Annotated in this window: 24 protein-coding genes, 1 tRNA gene and 1 pseudogene; 3 read left to right on the top strand and 23 right to left on the bottom strand. The window is 50.9% G+C overall.

The window, feature by feature from the left end; translation table 11 throughout:
- Positions 1–63 precede the first annotated feature (63 nt).
- The 3 genes from HRI97_RS02360 (at position 64) to HRI97_RS02350 (ending at position 1898) form a co-directional block, all read left to right on the top strand.
- Entirely contained in the window at positions 64–1113 is a 1050-nt protein-coding gene (locus tag HRI97_RS02360; RefSeq protein ID WP_253726301.1) for a mannose-1-phosphate guanylyltransferase/mannose-6-phosphate isomerase, read from the top strand.
- 18 nt (positions 1114–1131) lie between these two features.
- A complete protein-coding gene (locus tag HRI97_RS02355; protein ID WP_253726300.1) occupies positions 1132–1809 on the top strand; it encodes an HAD-IA family hydrolase in 678 nt (225 codons plus the stop codon).
- Between the two features lie 16 nt (positions 1810–1825).
- Positions 1826–1898 (top strand) — tRNA-Ala (locus HRI97_RS02350).
- 350 nt (positions 1899–2248) lie between these two features.
- Here the strand turns inward: HRI97_RS02350 and HRI97_RS02345 are convergent.
- The 23 genes and pseudogenes from HRI97_RS02345 to rpsS form a co-directional block, all read right to left on the bottom strand.
- Positions 2249–2503: a hypothetical protein gene (locus HRI97_RS02345; RefSeq protein ID WP_253726299.1), complete on the bottom strand. Its 255-nt coding sequence runs from the start codon at positions 2501–2503 to the stop codon at positions 2249–2251.
- Positions 2504–2610: 107 nt separating this feature from the next.
- Entirely contained in the window at positions 2611–3165 is a 555-nt protein-coding gene (gene rplQ, locus HRI97_RS02340) for a 50S ribosomal protein L17 (RefSeq protein ID WP_253726298.1), read from the bottom strand.
- Positions 3155–4204, bottom strand: coding sequence for a DNA-directed RNA polymerase subunit alpha (locus HRI97_RS02335; protein ID WP_180486842.1), 1050 nt, complete (start codon positions 4202–4204; stop codon positions 3155–3157). The genes rplQ and HRI97_RS02335 overlap by 11 nt, the downstream gene beginning before the upstream one ends.
- 200 nt (positions 4205–4404) lie before the next feature.
- Entirely contained in the window at positions 4405–4785 is a 381-nt protein-coding gene (rpsK, locus tag HRI97_RS02330; protein ID WP_180486843.1) for a 30S ribosomal protein S11, read from the bottom strand.
- A gap of 107 nt (positions 4786–4892) precedes the next feature.
- A complete protein-coding gene (gene rpsM / locus HRI97_RS02325) occupies positions 4893–5261 on the bottom strand; it encodes a 30S ribosomal protein S13 (RefSeq protein ID WP_016520667.1) in 369 nt (122 codons plus the stop codon).
- Between the two features lie 11 nt (positions 5262–5272).
- The gene (rpmJ, locus tag HRI97_RS02320; RefSeq protein ID WP_016520668.1) at positions 5273–5386 is read right to left on the bottom strand and encodes a 50S ribosomal protein L36; all 114 of its coding nucleotides are present in this window, start codon (positions 5384–5386) and stop codon (positions 5273–5275) included.
- Between the two features lie 38 nt (positions 5387–5424).
- The gene (gene secY / locus HRI97_RS02315; RefSeq protein WP_253726297.1) at positions 5425–6762 is read right to left on the bottom strand and encodes a preprotein translocase subunit SecY; all 1338 of its coding nucleotides are present in this window, start codon (positions 6760–6762) and stop codon (positions 5425–5427) included.
- 113 nt (positions 6763–6875) lie between these two features.
- Positions 6876–7331: pseudogene (gene rplO, locus HRI97_RS02310) on the bottom strand (50S ribosomal protein L15); the annotation flags it as partial.
- Positions 7331–7516 carry a 50S ribosomal protein L30 gene (rpmD, locus tag HRI97_RS02305; RefSeq protein ID WP_180486846.1) on the bottom strand — a complete coding sequence of 62 codons (186 nt, stop codon included), beginning with the start codon at positions 7514–7516 and terminating at the stop codon, positions 7331–7333. The pseudogene rplO and the gene rpmD, both read right to left, overlap by 1 nt.
- A 3-nt stretch (positions 7517–7519) precedes the next feature.
- Positions 7520–8155: a 30S ribosomal protein S5 gene (gene rpsE, locus HRI97_RS02300; RefSeq protein WP_180486847.1), complete on the bottom strand. Its 636-nt coding sequence runs from the start codon at positions 8153–8155 to the stop codon at positions 7520–7522.
- A 10-nt stretch (positions 8156–8165) separates the two neighbouring features.
- Positions 8166–8528, bottom strand: a complete 363-nt coding sequence (gene rplR / locus HRI97_RS02295) for a 50S ribosomal protein L18 (RefSeq protein WP_016520673.1) — start codon at positions 8526–8528, stop codon at positions 8166–8168.
- An 11-nt stretch (positions 8529–8539) separates the two neighbouring features.
- Positions 8540–9079 (bottom strand): 50S ribosomal protein L6, encoded by a 540-nt coding sequence (gene rplF, locus HRI97_RS02290; RefSeq protein ID WP_180486848.1) that lies wholly within the window; start codon positions 9077–9079, stop codon positions 8540–8542.
- 12 nt (positions 9080–9091) lie between these two features.
- Positions 9092–9490, bottom strand: a complete 399-nt coding sequence (rpsH, locus tag HRI97_RS02285; protein WP_180486849.1) for a 30S ribosomal protein S8 — start codon at positions 9488–9490, stop codon at positions 9092–9094.
- A gap of 15 nt (positions 9491–9505) precedes the next feature.
- Positions 9506–9691 carry a type Z 30S ribosomal protein S14 gene (locus tag HRI97_RS02280; protein WP_021331277.1) on the bottom strand — a complete coding sequence of 62 codons (186 nt, stop codon included), beginning with the start codon at positions 9689–9691 and terminating at the stop codon, positions 9506–9508.
- 10 nt (positions 9692–9701) lie between these two features.
- A complete protein-coding gene (gene rplE / locus HRI97_RS02275) occupies positions 9702–10253 on the bottom strand; it encodes a 50S ribosomal protein L5 (protein WP_180486850.1) in 552 nt (183 codons plus the stop codon).
- Positions 10253–10570, bottom strand: coding sequence for a 50S ribosomal protein L24 (gene rplX / locus HRI97_RS02270; protein ID WP_180486851.1), 318 nt, complete (start codon positions 10568–10570; stop codon positions 10253–10255). Before rplX ends, rplE begins: the two co-directional genes overlap by 1 nt.
- Before the next feature lie 12 nt (positions 10571–10582).
- On the bottom strand, positions 10583–10951 hold the full coding sequence (gene rplN, locus HRI97_RS02265) for a 50S ribosomal protein L14 (RefSeq protein WP_180486852.1): 369 nt from the start codon (positions 10949–10951) through the stop codon (positions 10583–10585).
- 15 nt (positions 10952–10966) lie between these two features.
- The gene (gene rpsQ / locus HRI97_RS02260) at positions 10967–11242 is read right to left on the bottom strand and encodes a 30S ribosomal protein S17 (protein ID WP_180486853.1); all 276 of its coding nucleotides are present in this window, start codon (positions 11240–11242) and stop codon (positions 10967–10969) included.
- 10 nt (positions 11243–11252) lie between these two features.
- Complete coding sequence (rpmC, locus tag HRI97_RS02255) at positions 11253–11477, bottom strand: 50S ribosomal protein L29 (RefSeq protein ID WP_180486854.1); 225 nt, start codon at positions 11475–11477, stop codon at positions 11253–11255.
- 12 nt (positions 11478–11489) lie between these two features.
- Complete coding sequence (gene rplP / locus HRI97_RS02250; protein ID WP_253726296.1) at positions 11490–11909, bottom strand: 50S ribosomal protein L16; 420 nt, start codon at positions 11907–11909, stop codon at positions 11490–11492.
- A 3-nt stretch (positions 11910–11912) separates the two neighbouring features.
- Entirely contained in the window at positions 11913–12638 is a 726-nt protein-coding gene (gene rpsC / locus HRI97_RS02245) for a 30S ribosomal protein S3 (protein WP_180486856.1), read from the bottom strand.
- A 1-nt stretch (position 12639) separates the two neighbouring features.
- Positions 12640–12996 (bottom strand): 50S ribosomal protein L22, encoded by a 357-nt coding sequence (gene rplV, locus HRI97_RS02240; protein WP_021331280.1) that lies wholly within the window; start codon positions 12994–12996, stop codon positions 12640–12642.
- An 11-nt stretch (positions 12997–13007) separates the two neighbouring features.
- Positions 13008–13340, bottom strand: a complete 333-nt coding sequence (rpsS, locus tag HRI97_RS02235) for a 30S ribosomal protein S19 (protein WP_180486857.1) — start codon at positions 13338–13340, stop codon at positions 13008–13010.
- Between the last annotated feature and the right edge of the window lie 2 nt (positions 13341–13342).

Here is a 13342-nt window from a genome sequence, read left to right as displayed (position 1 = left end):
ACAAATACGACGCGTTTAAATACACGCCTTGCTCTTCGGCGTCAAGCGTGATACAGTGATCTCATGTTGCCCGTAATTCTTTCAGGCGGTGCGGGCTCGCGCCTGTGGCCGCTTTCGACACCCGACGTACCCAAGCAATTTCTCCCGCTCACGGATGCAAAACGAACGATGATTCAGCAGACGGCCATGCGGCTCGACGGTCTCGATTTTATATCGTCTCCGCTCGTAATCTGCAACGAACACCATATCGCTCTTGTCCGCTCGCAGCTTTCGGATATCGGTAAGCTGGAGCGCCCCGTCATGCTCGAACCGGTCGCGCGAAATACCGCACCGGCGATTGCAGCAGCGGCGCTGTACTGCAGAGAGCACGAAGGCGACGGTCTCATGCTCGTCCTTCCCTCCGACGCGACGATTTTAAACGTGCCCTCCTTTCAAAAAGCGGTCGTAAAAGCGCATAAAGCCGCACTGAAAAATAAATACGCGCTGTTCGGTATCGTGCCGACGAGGGCGGAAACCGGATACGGCTACATCGAAACCGAAGCGGGTACGCTCGAAGATGTACGTCCGGTCAAAGCGTTCAAAGAAAAGCCGGATGAAGCGACCGCCCGGCGATACGCCGCGGAAGGAAATTATTTTTGGAACAGCGGTATGTTTGTAATCCCCGCCGAACTGTACCTCGCGGAAATGAAAGCATTCGTACCGGAAATGCTTGCGCACGTAAAAGATGCGTACAAAAACGCCGAACGAACGGATACCGCCGTTAAACTCAATAAAAACGATTTTGAAGCCGTACAGGGCAATTCGATCGACTACGCCGTCATGGAACGCACGAAAAACGCCGTCGTTATTCCGCTCGATGCGGGCTGGAGCGACGTCGGCTCTTGGAACATAGTGTGGGAGCTTTCCGAAAAAGACGAAAGCGGCAACGCGGCAAACGGCATCGCATTTTTCAAAGATGCATCCGGCAATCTCATTCACACGGAAGACGGAAAAGCGGTCGCACTGCTCGGTATAAAAAACTGCGTCGTCATCGAGTCGAAAGACGGACTTCTTATCGCCGATATGCAGTACGTGCAGGAAGTGAAAAAAGCGGCCGAACAATTTTTAAAATAATACGGAATTATCAAAGGTATGGAAATCGCACACCTTTTATTCGATTTGGACAGCACGCTCTATGCACCGGAGTCCGATATGACGAAGGGCTTTTTGGAGCGCACGATTACGCTCGTTGCGGATTTTTTTCACATCAGCCGCGAAGAGGCGGCTGAAAGACGCCTTTCCAATCTGCCGCATTATTCGACGACGCTCGAATGGATGCGCCACGAAGGCCTTACGGACATTGAACGCTATTTGGCATACATACATCCCGAAAGCGAAGCGGATGAACTCGATGCCGATGAAAACCTGCGCCCGCTCCTTACATCGATCGATATGCCGAAATCGATTTTAACAAATTCGCCGAGAGAACACGCCGAGCGCGTACTTGAAAAACTGAACGTCGCCGACGAGTTCGAATCGATTTGCGACATACGCGACTGCGCTTTCAAAGGCAAACCCTACGAAAGCGCTTATCGTCGGGCGCTCGAAAAATGCGGAGGCACGATCGGCGACACGCTCTTTTTGGACGATCAACGCAAATATATCGACGGCTATACGGCGCTCGGAGGAAATGCCGTACTCGTCGGTGCGGCAGGTGAAAGTTCGGCTTCAAATGCCGCACGTGAATCGGACTTTGCGCAGGGACGCGTTTTTCGCATACCGAATATTTACGCGCTGCCTGCCCTCTTGCAACAAATTATCGATTTGTAGTATAATATCGAAATACGGGGATATAGCTCAGTTGGTAGAGCGATAGGTTCGCAATCTATAGGTCACCGGTTCGATCCCGGCTATCTCCACTCTTAATTCTTTGCATTATATATAATTGCAAGCCTTGTATTTTTTAGTCTACAGCAAAAATGTCAATAAAATATCAATAAAAATATCGGTTAAAAAAACGCCGCCGAAGTGCGTATATATAAAACGCGCATGGGCGGCATTTCCGCGGCAGTCCAAAAACTGAAGTTTTTGGACTGTTTCCTTGATGTACTATGCGATGTTTAAAATTGAGTCATTATAATATAAAAACTTAATTTTAAACTCGACAGGTTGTCGAAAAAGTAACCGACTTTTGAGACAGCCCCATACAGCGGTTAAAGATACTGAGCCGAACGGATACCGCGCTTGCAGGATTCCGTTCGGTATTCGCTTAACTTTCCGCGGTCGCTTCGGCGGGAGCTTCGTTCGCTTCCGCTGCGGGAGCGGCCGCCGGTTCTTTTGCAGGCGCTTCTTTCCGCGCTTTGTTTTTCATCGCCGCGTTGCAGAATTTGCACACTTTTATTTTTTGTCCGTCGATTTCAACTTCGTACAAAACTTTGATATTGGTTTTATGACAGACGGGGCACTCGTCTCTTCCGTGAGACGGCAAAGAGCGCAGACCCGTTCCTCGATGATTTTTAGACATACTTAACTCCCATGCGTAAGTCGGAAAACGTCGGTTTTCCGCAAACGTTTTAAAGTGCTGTCCGAAAACTTTGGTTTCCGGACAGTTTCCTGATTTACTCTGCGATATTATTTTTTAGCATCGGCTTTATCGGCCTTTGCCGACTTTTTTGCGTTGTCCGATTTCTTTTCAGCGCTCTTTTTTTCGGAAGCCGATTTCTTTTCCGCATCCTTTTTTTCGGGAGCCGATTTCTTTTCAGTGTTCTTTTTTTCCGCCGACTTCGCAGCTTTCTTTTCGGCCTTTTCCTCTTCGCTCGACGTATCAAGTTTATAGTCGACGAGTTCGAGGATGACGATATCGGCGGCATCGCCGCAGCGGAACCCGAGCTTCAAAATGCGAGTATAGCCGCCGGCACGCTCTTTCATGCGCGGCCCGATTTCCGTAAAAAGTTTATTTAAGATTTTTTCATCGGAAATAAACTTTGCCGCTTCTCTGCGGTTGTGTACGGAATCCTCTTTTGCGCGTGTAATCAGTTTTTCCGCAGATCTGCGCACTTCTTTCGCTTTCGATTGCGTCGTCGTAATGCGTTCGAATCGAAAAAGAGACGTTACCATATTCCGCGACATAGCTCTGCGATGTGCCGGTGTGCGTGAAAGCGGATTAAATCCCATCTTATGATTCATCTGTTTCTTCCTTCTTTGTGATATTCAAATTCTTCAGATGACTGTAATCGGTCATGCCGAGCGTCAAACCCCATTCCTGAAGCTTTTCTTTAATTTCCGTAAGACTCTTTTTGCCGAAGTTTCGCGTTTTCGTGATATCGTCTTCGGTTTTTTTCGTAAGTTCGCCGATCGTGCGGATATTCGCATTTTTCAGACAGTTCGACGAACGCACCGAAAGTTCAAGTTCGTCTACGGGCGTATTGAGGATTTCGCGGATGTGCTTGTCCCCTTCATCGCCGTCGTCTCCGCCGGAAATCGCACTGTCGTCGAAGTTGATAAAAATTCTGAAATGCTCTTCGGCGATTTTTGCCGCTTCCGCGAGCGCGTCTTCGGGAGAAATCGTTCCGTCCGTCCAGATTTCGAGCACGAGCTTGTCGTAATCGTTTCTTTGTCCGACGCGGCACGGTTCGATCGCGTACTTTACTTTGACGATCGGAGTAAAAATCGCATCCATCGGAATCGTACCGACGATTTCGATATAGTGCTCGTTTACTTCGGCCGGAACATAGCCCCTGCCCAAATCGACTTGAATTTCGATATCGACCCGTGCTCCGTCCGTCATCGTAAAGATGAGGGCATCCTTCGTCATGATTTCAAGTTCGCCCTCTTTGGCAAAGTCGTCGCTTTTGACCGTGCCGGGTCCCTTGAACTCATACAAAATCGTGTCCTGCTCGGTATCGCCGGGCAATCGCAAACGTATCTGTTTTAAGCTGTTGATAACTTCCAGCGTGTCTTCCGCAATATTCGGAATCGCTTCGAATTCGCTTGAAATAACGTGCGGAACACCGTCAGCACCGTACGATGTAATTCTGACGGACGTGACCGCATAGCCCTGAATCGAAGAAAGCAGGACACGGCGGAGCGTATTGCCGATCGTCGTCCCGAATCCCGTTTCAAAAGGATACGCCGTAAACTTTCCGTAATTCGGATTCGTTTCGAGCGGAGTGTAAGTAATGCCTTTCGGCTTTTTAAAACCTTTGAGCAGATTTTTGCGAGCCATCCGAACTCCTTATGTAGAATAGAGCTCAAATACGAGCCGTTCTTCGCTATCAGCCAAATCGGCAACTTCGATGCGATACGCCCGCCTTTTGCAGCGGCAGCTCTCATCGCCGTTCCCGACTAATAAATTTCTATGAACCGTTCCGCACGGTACAAGCCGTTTTTGCATACGCCGGAAAACGGCTATACCGCAACGCAGTTTTACATGCTGCGCGTTTTGCGCGGGCGGCATCCGTTATGGGGAATCGGTGTAACGTCGGAAATCGATTTTACTTTAAGTCCCATACTGCCGATGGAGCGGATCGCGTTTTCACGTCCCATTCCCGGCCCCTTAACGTACACGTGGACTTCGCGCAAGCCGTAACTCGCGGCTTTTTGAACGGCGGATTCCGCAACCGACTGAGCGGCAAACGGAGTCGATTTTTTCGCTCCGCGGAAGCCGAGCCCGCCGGAAGACGCCCATGCAATCGTATTGCCCTGCAAGTCGGTAATCGTAACGATCGTATTATTGAATGTAGCTTGAATGTATACGTTGCCTTCGTATACGCTCTTTTTTTCTTTTCGCTTTTTAACCGTAGCCATTGTATCTCCCAAAAACGCCGCATCGGACGGCGCCGTATCTTTTGCCGCAAAACGCATCCGCACTTTTTATGCCGCACAAAACGGCCGAGCGCGGACAAAGGTTCCGCTTACGCCTTTTTCTTGTTGGCGACCGTCTTCTTTTTGCCTTTGCGTGTGCGCGCATTCGTGCGCGTGCGCTGTCCGCGTACCGGAAGCCCGCGCCTGTGACGCAGTCCGCGGTAGCAGCCGATATCCATAAGCCGCTTTAAGTTCAAACCGATTTCCGTACGGAGCCGGCCTTCGACTTTGTAATTTTTGTCGATCGCTTCGCGCACACGGGCAAGCTCTTCTTCCGTAAGATCGTTTGCCAATTTTTGCGGATCTACTTTAGCCTTTTCGCAGATATCGCGCGCCGCGGGGCGGCCGATACCGTAGATATACGTCAATGCAATGCTTATGTGTTTGTTCGGGATATCCACACCCTCAATTCGAGCCATACAGTTTCTCCTTAGCCCTGTTTCTGCTTATGCTTCGGATTCGTGCAAATGATGCGGATAATGCCGCCCCGTTTGATGACCTTGCAGTTTGCGCAGATCGGTTTTACGCTGGTTCGTACTTTCATACTGTTCTCCCATGCAATGTTTCAGTTATACGCAAAGCCTAGAGGCTCCGCGACCTCCTGATTCTGCCCTTCGTCGTCAATCCGTCGTGATGGTGCATTTTGAGAAGGGCTTCAACCTGACTCATCGTATCCAAATCGACACCGACCATAATGATCAACGACGTTCCGCCCATCAGCATAGCGATCGACTGCGGAAACCTGAAAATCGTTTGAATAAAGGTCGGCAATATCGCGATAGCGCACAAAAAAATCGCGCCGGGCAATATGAGCCGATTCAATATCCGCTGCAGATATTCTTCCGTTTTATCCGTACGCACGCCGGGAATGGAACCTCCGTTTTCCCTGATGTTTTTTGCAATTTCCGTGGGGTTCAGCGTTACCTGAGTGTAGAAGTATGCAAAAAAGACGATGAGGATGACGAGCAGAATATTATACCATACTCCGTTCGGTGTGAGGAACGATGCGAGGCGCGACACCCACCGTGCGGAATTCCGATTGCTTCCGAACATTTGAATAAGCTGGATCGGGAACGTCAAAAGAGAAGACGCGAAGATGAGCGGGATGACGTTCGACGGATTGATCTTAAACGGGATATACGTGTTTTGCCCGCCGTACATTTTCCGTCCGACAACGCGCTTGGCGTAGTGTACGGGTATCTTCCGTTCGCCCGATTCTTCGTATACGACGAGCGCGATGATGCCGATAAACATGACAAGCACGATGATCGCAAACACGAGCTGTACGTCGCCCGCAACGATTTTCCGTCCGAGTTCCACGACCGCGCTCGGAAGACGCGCGACGATACCGGCAAAGATCATCATCGAAATGCCGTTGCCGATACCGCGCGACGTAATTTGGTCTCCGAGCCAAATCGTCACCATGGAACCGGTCGTAACGGTTATCATCGCGAGCATACGGAACGCGATCCTGTTTTCGATGATGATCGAATTCGGGATGCTCGACGCATAGACCGTCACCGCATAGGACTGGAGCAGACACACGAATATCGTGCCGACCCGCGTCCACATCGCGATTTTACGTTGCCCGCCGTCTTCTTCGGCGACTCGCTTCAGTGACGGAAAAATGATCACCGCAAGCTGCATGATGATCTGCGTCGAAATGTACGGCATAACGCCGAGCATGAAAATGGAAAAATTCGAAAAAGCGCCGCCGACGAAAAAGTCCATATAGCTCGCAAACGCGTTTTTGTTTTGACGCGCAAGCTCGTCGAAGTAGGACAAAAGCACGTTCGCATCGATACCCGGTATGGTCAGGACGCTTCCCATACGGAAAACGGCCAAAATCAACAGGGTAAAGAGCAGACGACTGCGGAGCTCTTTGATTTTAAACATATTCACGATAGAATTGCCTGCCATAATTCAACTCCGCGTTATTTTTTCTTGTCGCCGGCCGGTTTTGCCGCCGCTTCTTTTTTCGCGTCTCGCGCTTTCGCATACGCGATATTGCGCTCTTTTCTGTTTTGTCCGACGGAGGCTTGAACGGTTCCCCCCGCCTTTTCGATTTTCTCTTTTGCGGACGCGGAGATCTTATCGACCGTTACCGAAAACTTTTTCGTCACATCTCCGTCGCCGAGAATTTTGATCTTCGCATTGCGTTTCGACGGCATAAGTCCCTTTGCGACGAGGGAAGCGCGGTCGACGGTTTCTCCGTCCGCGAATTTCGCTTCGAGATCGGAAACGTTAAAATAGAGAACGTCTTCTTTAAAACGCGCGTTCGAAAAACCGCGCTGTGCGACGCGGCGGTACAGCGGCATCTGACCGCCTTCGAATCCGACGTAGGGATTGCCGCCGCCCGATCGCGACTGCTGGCCTTTATTGCCCCTTCCCGCCGTCGTTCCGAGTCCCGATGAGGAACCGCGGCCGACGCGCTTGGGTTTTTTATTTGCGCCTTCGGGCGCGTGAAGTACGGGATTGTAATCCGACATTATTTCGCCTCCTCGACTGCAAGAAGGTGAGAACACCTTGCAATCATTCCGCGAATAGAAGCGTTATCGTCGTGTACGACCGACGAATTGAGCTTTCCCAGACCGAGCGAGCGCACGGTCGCTTTTACATCCGACTTCTGTCTGATCGTACTTTTTTTCAGCGTAATTTTGAGTTTACCTGCCATAGATTAACCCCACAACTCGTCGAGCGTTTTGCCTCTGCCCGCAGCAACGGCCTTTGCATCGAGCAAATGCCCGATCGCATCGAAAGTCGCACGTACGACATTGACGGACGCGCTCGCGCCGAGCGATTTCGAAATAATATCCGTCGCTCCCGCAGCGTCCATAATCGCACGGACGGCACCTCCGGCGATGATACCGGTACCCGGACAGGCCGGTTTGATAAGCACTTCGGAGCTTTTATACTTGCCGATCATCTCGTGCGGAATCGTTCCGTTTTTTACCGGCAAAACGATGAGACTGCGCTTTGCGCGGTCGATGCTTTTTTTGATAGCTTCGGTTACGTCGTTCGCTTTTCCGAACCCGTAGCCGACGCGGCCCTTTTTATCGCCGACGACCGTAAGCGCCGCAAACGAAAAGCGGCGGCCGCCCTTTACGACTTTTGCCGTGCGGTTGAGCATGACGAGCTTTTCAACGAATTCTTTTTCTTCATCGCTTCTGCGCTCGCCGCGGTCTCTGCCCCTGCCTCGCCGTTCCCGTCCGCCTTCACGGGCGTTGTCTCTTGAAGTTTCCGCGCGGGGCGTGTCCTTCGGATCGGCTGCAGTTTTAACTTCTTTTACTTCTTTATTTTCCTGCTCTGCCATACATACTCCCTTAGAATACGATTCCCGCTTTGCGGGCTCCGTCGGCAAGTGCTTTAACGACGCCGTGATAGAGATACCCGTTGCGGTCGAACACGACAGTCGTAATCTGCTTGTCTTTCAGACGCGCGCCGAGCGCTTCGCCGAGCTTTGCAGCGTCGGCAACGGTCGGCTTCAGGTTTGCAAATTCTTTTTCAAGCGTCGAAATACAGGCGAGCGTTTTACCTTCATCGTCGTTGACGATCTGCACCGACAGATTTTTATTGCTCCGCGTCACCGTCATGCGGGGACGGGAAGCCGTTCCGTAGACCGTTTTGCGGATATGGAATTTTCTGTGCAGACGGCGTCTGTTTTTATCGTCCATCTTTTTAATCATAACACTTCACCTTATTTTACACCGGTTTTACCGACTTTGCGTCTGATGACTTCGGTTTCATAGCGGATACCCTTACCCTTATAAGGTTCGGGTTTGCGCAAACTGCGGATTTCCGCGCAAAACTGACCGACTTGCTGTTTACTGATACCGGACACCGTAACTTTGCCGTTCGCATCGGCTGCGACCGTAAGACCGTCGGGGATCAGCGCGATAAAATCGTTCGAATAACCGAGGTTCATCACCAGCTCTTTGCCTTTGACTTCGGCACGAAAACCGACGCCCGTGATGATGAGCGATTTCGAAAAACCGGTTGTCACTCCGATTACCATATCTTTGATAAGGCTGCGGTACAAACCGTGATCCGCATTCGCCTGTTTCGATGTATTGTTCGGCGTTACGGAAATGTTTCCGTCTTCGAACGAAACCTTTACATTGTTTCCGTAATGCTGATGCAGTTCGCCTTTCGGCCCCTTTACGGAAATCGAATCGGGATTTACCGTTACCGTGACGCCCGCCGGAACAGCGACGGGAAGTTTACCTAGTTTTGACATAACACTCTCCCCTTACCATACCGTGCAGATCAATTCGCCGCCGACCATTTTTTCGGTCGCCTTTTTTCCGGTCGTCACGCCCGCCGACGTCGAAACGATAAGCGTTCCGTAGCCGTTATACACACGCGGCAAATCTTTAAAGCCAGAATACACGCGGCGTCCGGGCGTCGAAATTCTTTTCAGCCCGTGAATGACCGAATTGTTTTGACCGTCGTATTTCAAAAAGATACGGATAACGTTTTTCCCTTCTTCTTGAACCTTTTTAAAGTTTTTGATATACCCTTCGGTTTTCAAAATCTTGACAATTTCCAGCTTCAGCTTCGAAGTCGGAACGTCGACTTTTTCGTGGCGGACAGCAACCGCATTCCGAACCTTGGTGAGCATATCCGCTACGGGATCCGATGCACTCATTTTACACTCCTGCCGCTACCAACTCGATTTCGTGACGCCCGGGAGCAGGCCTTCACTTGCCAATTTACGGAAGCACAAACGGCACATTTTAAATTTCCGTAAATATCCACGCGGGCGTCCGCAAATCTGACAGCGGTTGTATTCCCGTGTCGGATATTTTTGCTTGCGGGCGGCTTTAATAACCATCGATTTCTTAGCCATAGATCCTCACTTATTTCCGGAACGGCATATTGAACTTGGCAAGCAAAGCGCGGGCTTCGTTGTCCGTCTTTGCGCTCGTTACGATCGCGATATTCATGCCGGATATCCGCGCGATTTTATCGAAATCGATTTCCGGGAAAATAATCTGTTCCGTAATGCCGAGAGAAAAATTTCCGTGTCCGTCAAATCCGGTCGATTTGATACCGCGGAAATCCTTAACGCGCGGAAGGGCGACATTGACGAGGCGGTCCAAAAATTCATACATCATTGTTCCGCGCAGCGTTACCCGTGCGCCCACTTCATTGCCCTCACGAAGTTTGAAATTGGCTATGCTTTTGCGAGCCTTTGTCTTGACCGCGTGCTGTCCCGTAATCTGCGCCAGATCTTCGACAGCGGCATCAAGAAGTTTCTTGTTGGTGAGCGCTTCGCCCACGCCCATGCTCACGACAATCTTTTTGATTGCGGGAACCTGCATCGGCGTCGTATAGCCGAACTCTTTTATGAGAGCGGGAGCGATAGTTTCCTTGTAGACTTTCTTAAGCCGAGGTACGTAATTGTCCATTACAGTGTTTCTCCACATTTACGGCAGACACGAACTTTTTTATCGCCGTCAATTTTATAACCGATCTTTACCGGGCGTCCGCATTTTTTGCACACGACGCCGACGTTGGAAATGTGCAGCGGCGCTTCGACTTCGACGATGCCGCCCTGATCCTGCTGGCTTCTGCGCTTCATCGCCTTTTTGACGATATTGACGCCGGAAACGATCACTTTGTCTTTTTTCGGAATGATGCGCACGACAGAGCCGCGTTTTCCCTTATCTTTGCCGGCAAGCACTTCCACATTATCGTTCTTTTTAATTTTAAATTTCTTTTGCATACGAAATGCTCCTTACAATACTTCCGGCGCAAGCGAAACGATTTTCATAAAATCCATATCGCGCAGTTCGCGGGCAACCGGCCCGAACACGCGTTTGCCTTTCGGATTTTTACTGTCGTCGACGATGACGCACGCGTTGTCGTCGAAGCGGATATAGGTTCCGTCCGGACGACGGTATTCTTTCGACTGGCGCACGATAACGGCTTTTTCGACCGCACCCTTTTTGATCGTCGACGTCGGGATCGCGTCTTTGACGGCTACGACGACGATATCGCCGATACCGGCATAGCGGCGGTGCGTGCCGCCGAGCACTTTGATACACTGAACCGTTTTTGCGCCGGAGTTATCCGCAACGGTAAGCATGGACTGCATTTGAATCATACTGCTGCTCCTGCGTTATTTTGCACGTTCGATAATTTCGACAAGCCGCCAACGTTTGTGCCGGCTGAGCGGTCTGCACTCCACGATGCGCACGGTGTCTCCGATATGAGCGTCGTTTTTTTCATCGTGAGCCATATACTTCTTTGTCCGTTTGACGTATTTTTTATAAAGCCTGTCCATCTTCCTTGTGGCAACGGAGACGACGATCGATTTTTCCATTTTATCGCTCGTCACGAGACCGACAAACGAACGGTGATTCGGCTTTTTTACCTGAACAGTCTGCTCTTCCACGGTTCAGCTCCTATTTATTTGCTTCGGCGGTTTTTTGTGCCGCGGGGCACTTTTGCCGAATGAACGTATTTAAGCGGGCGATTTCGCGGCGCATCGTACGTTTTTGAAGCGGATTATCTACATGGGAGATTACCATCTTAAAACGTAAATCCATGTACTCTTTTTTCATCTTGTCGCGCTTTGCAACGAGTTCTTCATAAGACAGTTCTTTATCTTTGATATTTTTATCGGCCATCTTATCCTCCCGTTACGCCGTAACCGGCTTGTACGCGATTTTCGTCAAAATAGGCAGTTTGCTTTGCGCAAGTTCGAGCGCGCGGTGCGCCTGCTTTACGTCGACACCGCCGATTTCGAATAAAATCATACCCGGCTTGATAACGGCCGCCCAGAATTCGGGCGCACCTTTTCCCTTACCCATGCGGACTTCGGCCGGCTTTTTTGAAATGGGCTTGTCGGGGAATACGCGGATCCACACTTTGCCTTTGCGGTTGAGTTCGCGGTTGATCGCAACGCGGCACGCTTCGATAACCGTCGCTTTGAGCCACGTCGGCTCCGTCGCGACGAGCGCTATGTCGCCGAAATCTATATGATTGTCGCGCGTTGCGTTTCCTTTTTCTCTACCGCGCTGCACTTTACGGTGCAATACTCTTTTCGGACTGAGCGGCATACCTTAACTCCTTGCCTGTTTTTCGGACTGCGCCGGAGCGCGTTCGCGGCGGCCTTTGCGCACAAGCTGGCCGGCGTCTTCGTTTTGTTCGACACCGTAATTCATACCGTTGTACACCCAGACTTTGACGCCGATTTTGCCGTACGTCGTCTGCGCTTCATACGTGCCGTAGTCGATATCGGCTCTCAGCGTATGGAGCGGAACGCGGCCCTCTTTGTGCTCTTCGGTGCGCTTCATGTCCGCGCCTCCGAGACGGCCGGCGAGACGGATTTTAATACCCTGAGCGCCGGCGCGAACCGCGTTGTTGATCGCCTGTTTTAAAGCGCGGCGGTACGAACCGTGACCCGCAAGCTGACGTCCGACGTTTTCGGCGATGAGCGTCGCGTTCAAATCGGCACGCTTGATCTCTTTGATTTTGATCTGCACCTTTTTCGGTTCAAGCTGCTTTTGAATCTGTGCACTGATCGTTTCGATCGTCGCGCCTTTGACGCCGATAATGACGCCCGGACGCGCCGTATGGATTACGATCGTCACGCGCTGCGGATGACGGACGATTTCGATCTCCGCTATGTCGGCGTTTTTGCATTCGGGAAGATTTGCAATCATTTTGCGGATTTTCAAATCTTCGAGGACGAGACCGGCATATTCGCGGGGATCCGCATACCAGCGAGACTGCCATGTTTTGTTTACGCCGAGACGCAAACCGATAGGATTAACTTTCTGACCCACTTTATTTTCCCGCCTTTTCGTCAACGACGACAGTAATATGACACATACGCTTTAAAAGCTGATCCGCACGTCCGCGTGCGCGGAACCAAATCCGTTTGAGCCGCGGACCCTCGTCGATTTTGATCTCTTTGACGTACAGCATATCTTCATCGAGCTTGCTGTTCGCGTTGAGCGCGTTCGACACGGCCGACTTGAGCGTTTTGCCGATAAGGCGCGCGCCTTTTTGCGGCATATTTTCGAGAATGACCGCAGCTTCGGAACAGCGCTTTTGATGTATCACACGGGCGACGGGGCGAACCTTCGTCGGCGATGCGAACAGAAATTTCGATACAGCTCTATATCCTTTGTTTTCAGCCATAGTTTTCACCCTTATTTAGCGGCGGCCGGAGCGGCTGCGGGAGCCGCCTTCGGTGCGGCCGCGGCCGTCTTTGCAGCGGACTTGTCGGATCCGCCGTGCGCGCGGAACACGCGGGTCGGAGAAAATTCTCCGAGCTTATGCCCGACGAGGTTTTCCGTGATATACACGGGAATCCACGACTTACCGTTATATACGGAAATCGTATTTCCGACCATTTCAGGGATGATCGTCGAACAGCGGGAATACGTCTTTATCATCTTCCTGTCCGATTCTTTGTTCATCGCCTGTACTTTCTTATAGAGGCTCTTTTCCACAAAAGGGCCTTTTTTAACCGATCTTGACACTG

It is taken from the genome of Treponema socranskii subsp. buccale (genome assembly GCF_024181585.1).
Taxonomy (GTDB): Bacteria; Spirochaetota; Spirochaetia; order Treponematales; family Treponemataceae; genus Treponema_D; species Treponema_D buccale.
The sequence above is the reverse complement of the archived record's forward strand: the minus strand, read 5'-3'. Positions and strand labels throughout refer to the sequence as shown.

Excerpts from the sequence above, each read along its gene's own strand:
- rplE (WP_180486850.1), bottom strand. The coding sequence starts at position 10,253 with ATGGACAATTACGTACCTCGGCTTAAGAAAGTCTACAAGGAAACTATC.
- rplX (WP_180486851.1), bottom strand. The coding sequence starts at position 10,570 with ATGCAAAAGAAATTTAAAATTAAAAAGAACGATAATGTGGAAGTGCTT.
- rpmJ (WP_016520668.1), bottom strand. The coding sequence starts at position 5,386 with ATGAAAGTACGAACCAGCGTAAAACCGATCTGCGCAAACTGCAAGGTC.
- rplV (WP_021331280.1), bottom strand. The coding sequence starts at position 12,996 with ATGGCTGAAAACAAAGGATATAGAGCTGTATCGAAATTTCTGTTCGCA.
- HRI97_RS02335 (WP_180486842.1), bottom strand. The coding sequence starts at position 4,204 with ATGGCTCGCAAAAATCTGCTCAAAGGTTTTAAAAAGCCGAAAGGCATT.
- HRI97_RS02345 (WP_253726299.1), bottom strand. The coding sequence starts at position 2,503 with ATGTCTAAAAATCATCGAGGAACGGGTCTGCGCTCTTTGCCGTCTCAC.
- rpsK (WP_180486843.1), bottom strand. The coding sequence starts at position 4,785 with ATGGCTACGGTTAAAAAGCGAAAAGAAAAAAAGAGCGTATACGAAGGC.
- HRI97_RS02360 (WP_253726301.1), top strand. The coding sequence starts at position 64 with ATGTTGCCCGTAATTCTTTCAGGCGGTGCGGGCTCGCGCCTGTGGCCG.
- HRI97_RS02355 (WP_253726300.1), top strand. The coding sequence starts at position 1,132 with ATGGAAATCGCACACCTTTTATTCGATTTGGACAGCACGCTCTATGCA.
- rpsH (WP_180486849.1), bottom strand. The coding sequence starts at position 9,490 with ATGAGTGCATCGGATCCCGTAGCGGATATGCTCACCAAGGTTCGGAAT.
- secY (WP_253726297.1), bottom strand. The coding sequence starts at position 6,762 with ATGGCAGGCAATTCTATCGTGAATATGTTTAAAATCAAAGAGCTCCGC.
- rplR (WP_016520673.1), bottom strand. The coding sequence starts at position 8,528 with ATGATTAAAAAGATGGACGATAAAAACAGACGCCGTCTGCACAGAAAA.
- rpsM (WP_016520667.1), bottom strand. The coding sequence starts at position 5,261 with ATGGCTCGAATTGAGGGTGTGGATATCCCGAACAAACACATAAGCATT.
- rpmD (WP_180486846.1), bottom strand. The coding sequence starts at position 7,516 with ATGGCAGGTAAACTCAAAATTACGCTGAAAAAAAGTACGATCAGACAG.
- HRI97_RS02280 (WP_021331277.1), bottom strand. The coding sequence starts at position 9,691 with ATGGCTAAGAAATCGATGGTTATTAAAGCCGCCCGCAAGCAAAAATAT.
- rplP (WP_253726296.1), bottom strand. The coding sequence starts at position 11,909 with ATGCCGCTCAGTCCGAAAAGAGTATTGCACCGTAAAGTGCAGCGCGGT.
- rpsE (WP_180486847.1), bottom strand. The coding sequence starts at position 8,155 with ATGGCAGAGCAGGAAAATAAAGAAGTAAAAGAAGTTAAAACTGCAGCC.
- rplQ (WP_253726298.1), bottom strand. The coding sequence starts at position 3,165 with ATGAATCATAAGATGGGATTTAATCCGCTTTCACGCACACCGGCACAT.
- rplF (WP_180486848.1), bottom strand. The coding sequence starts at position 9,079 with ATGTCAAAACTAGGTAAACTTCCCGTCGCTGTTCCGGCGGGCGTCACG.
- rpmC (WP_180486854.1), bottom strand. The coding sequence starts at position 11,477 with ATGGCCGATAAAAATATCAAAGATAAAGAACTGTCTTATGAAGAACTC.
- rplN (WP_180486852.1), bottom strand. The coding sequence starts at position 10,951 with ATGATTCAAATGCAGTCCATGCTTACCGTTGCGGATAACTCCGGCGCA.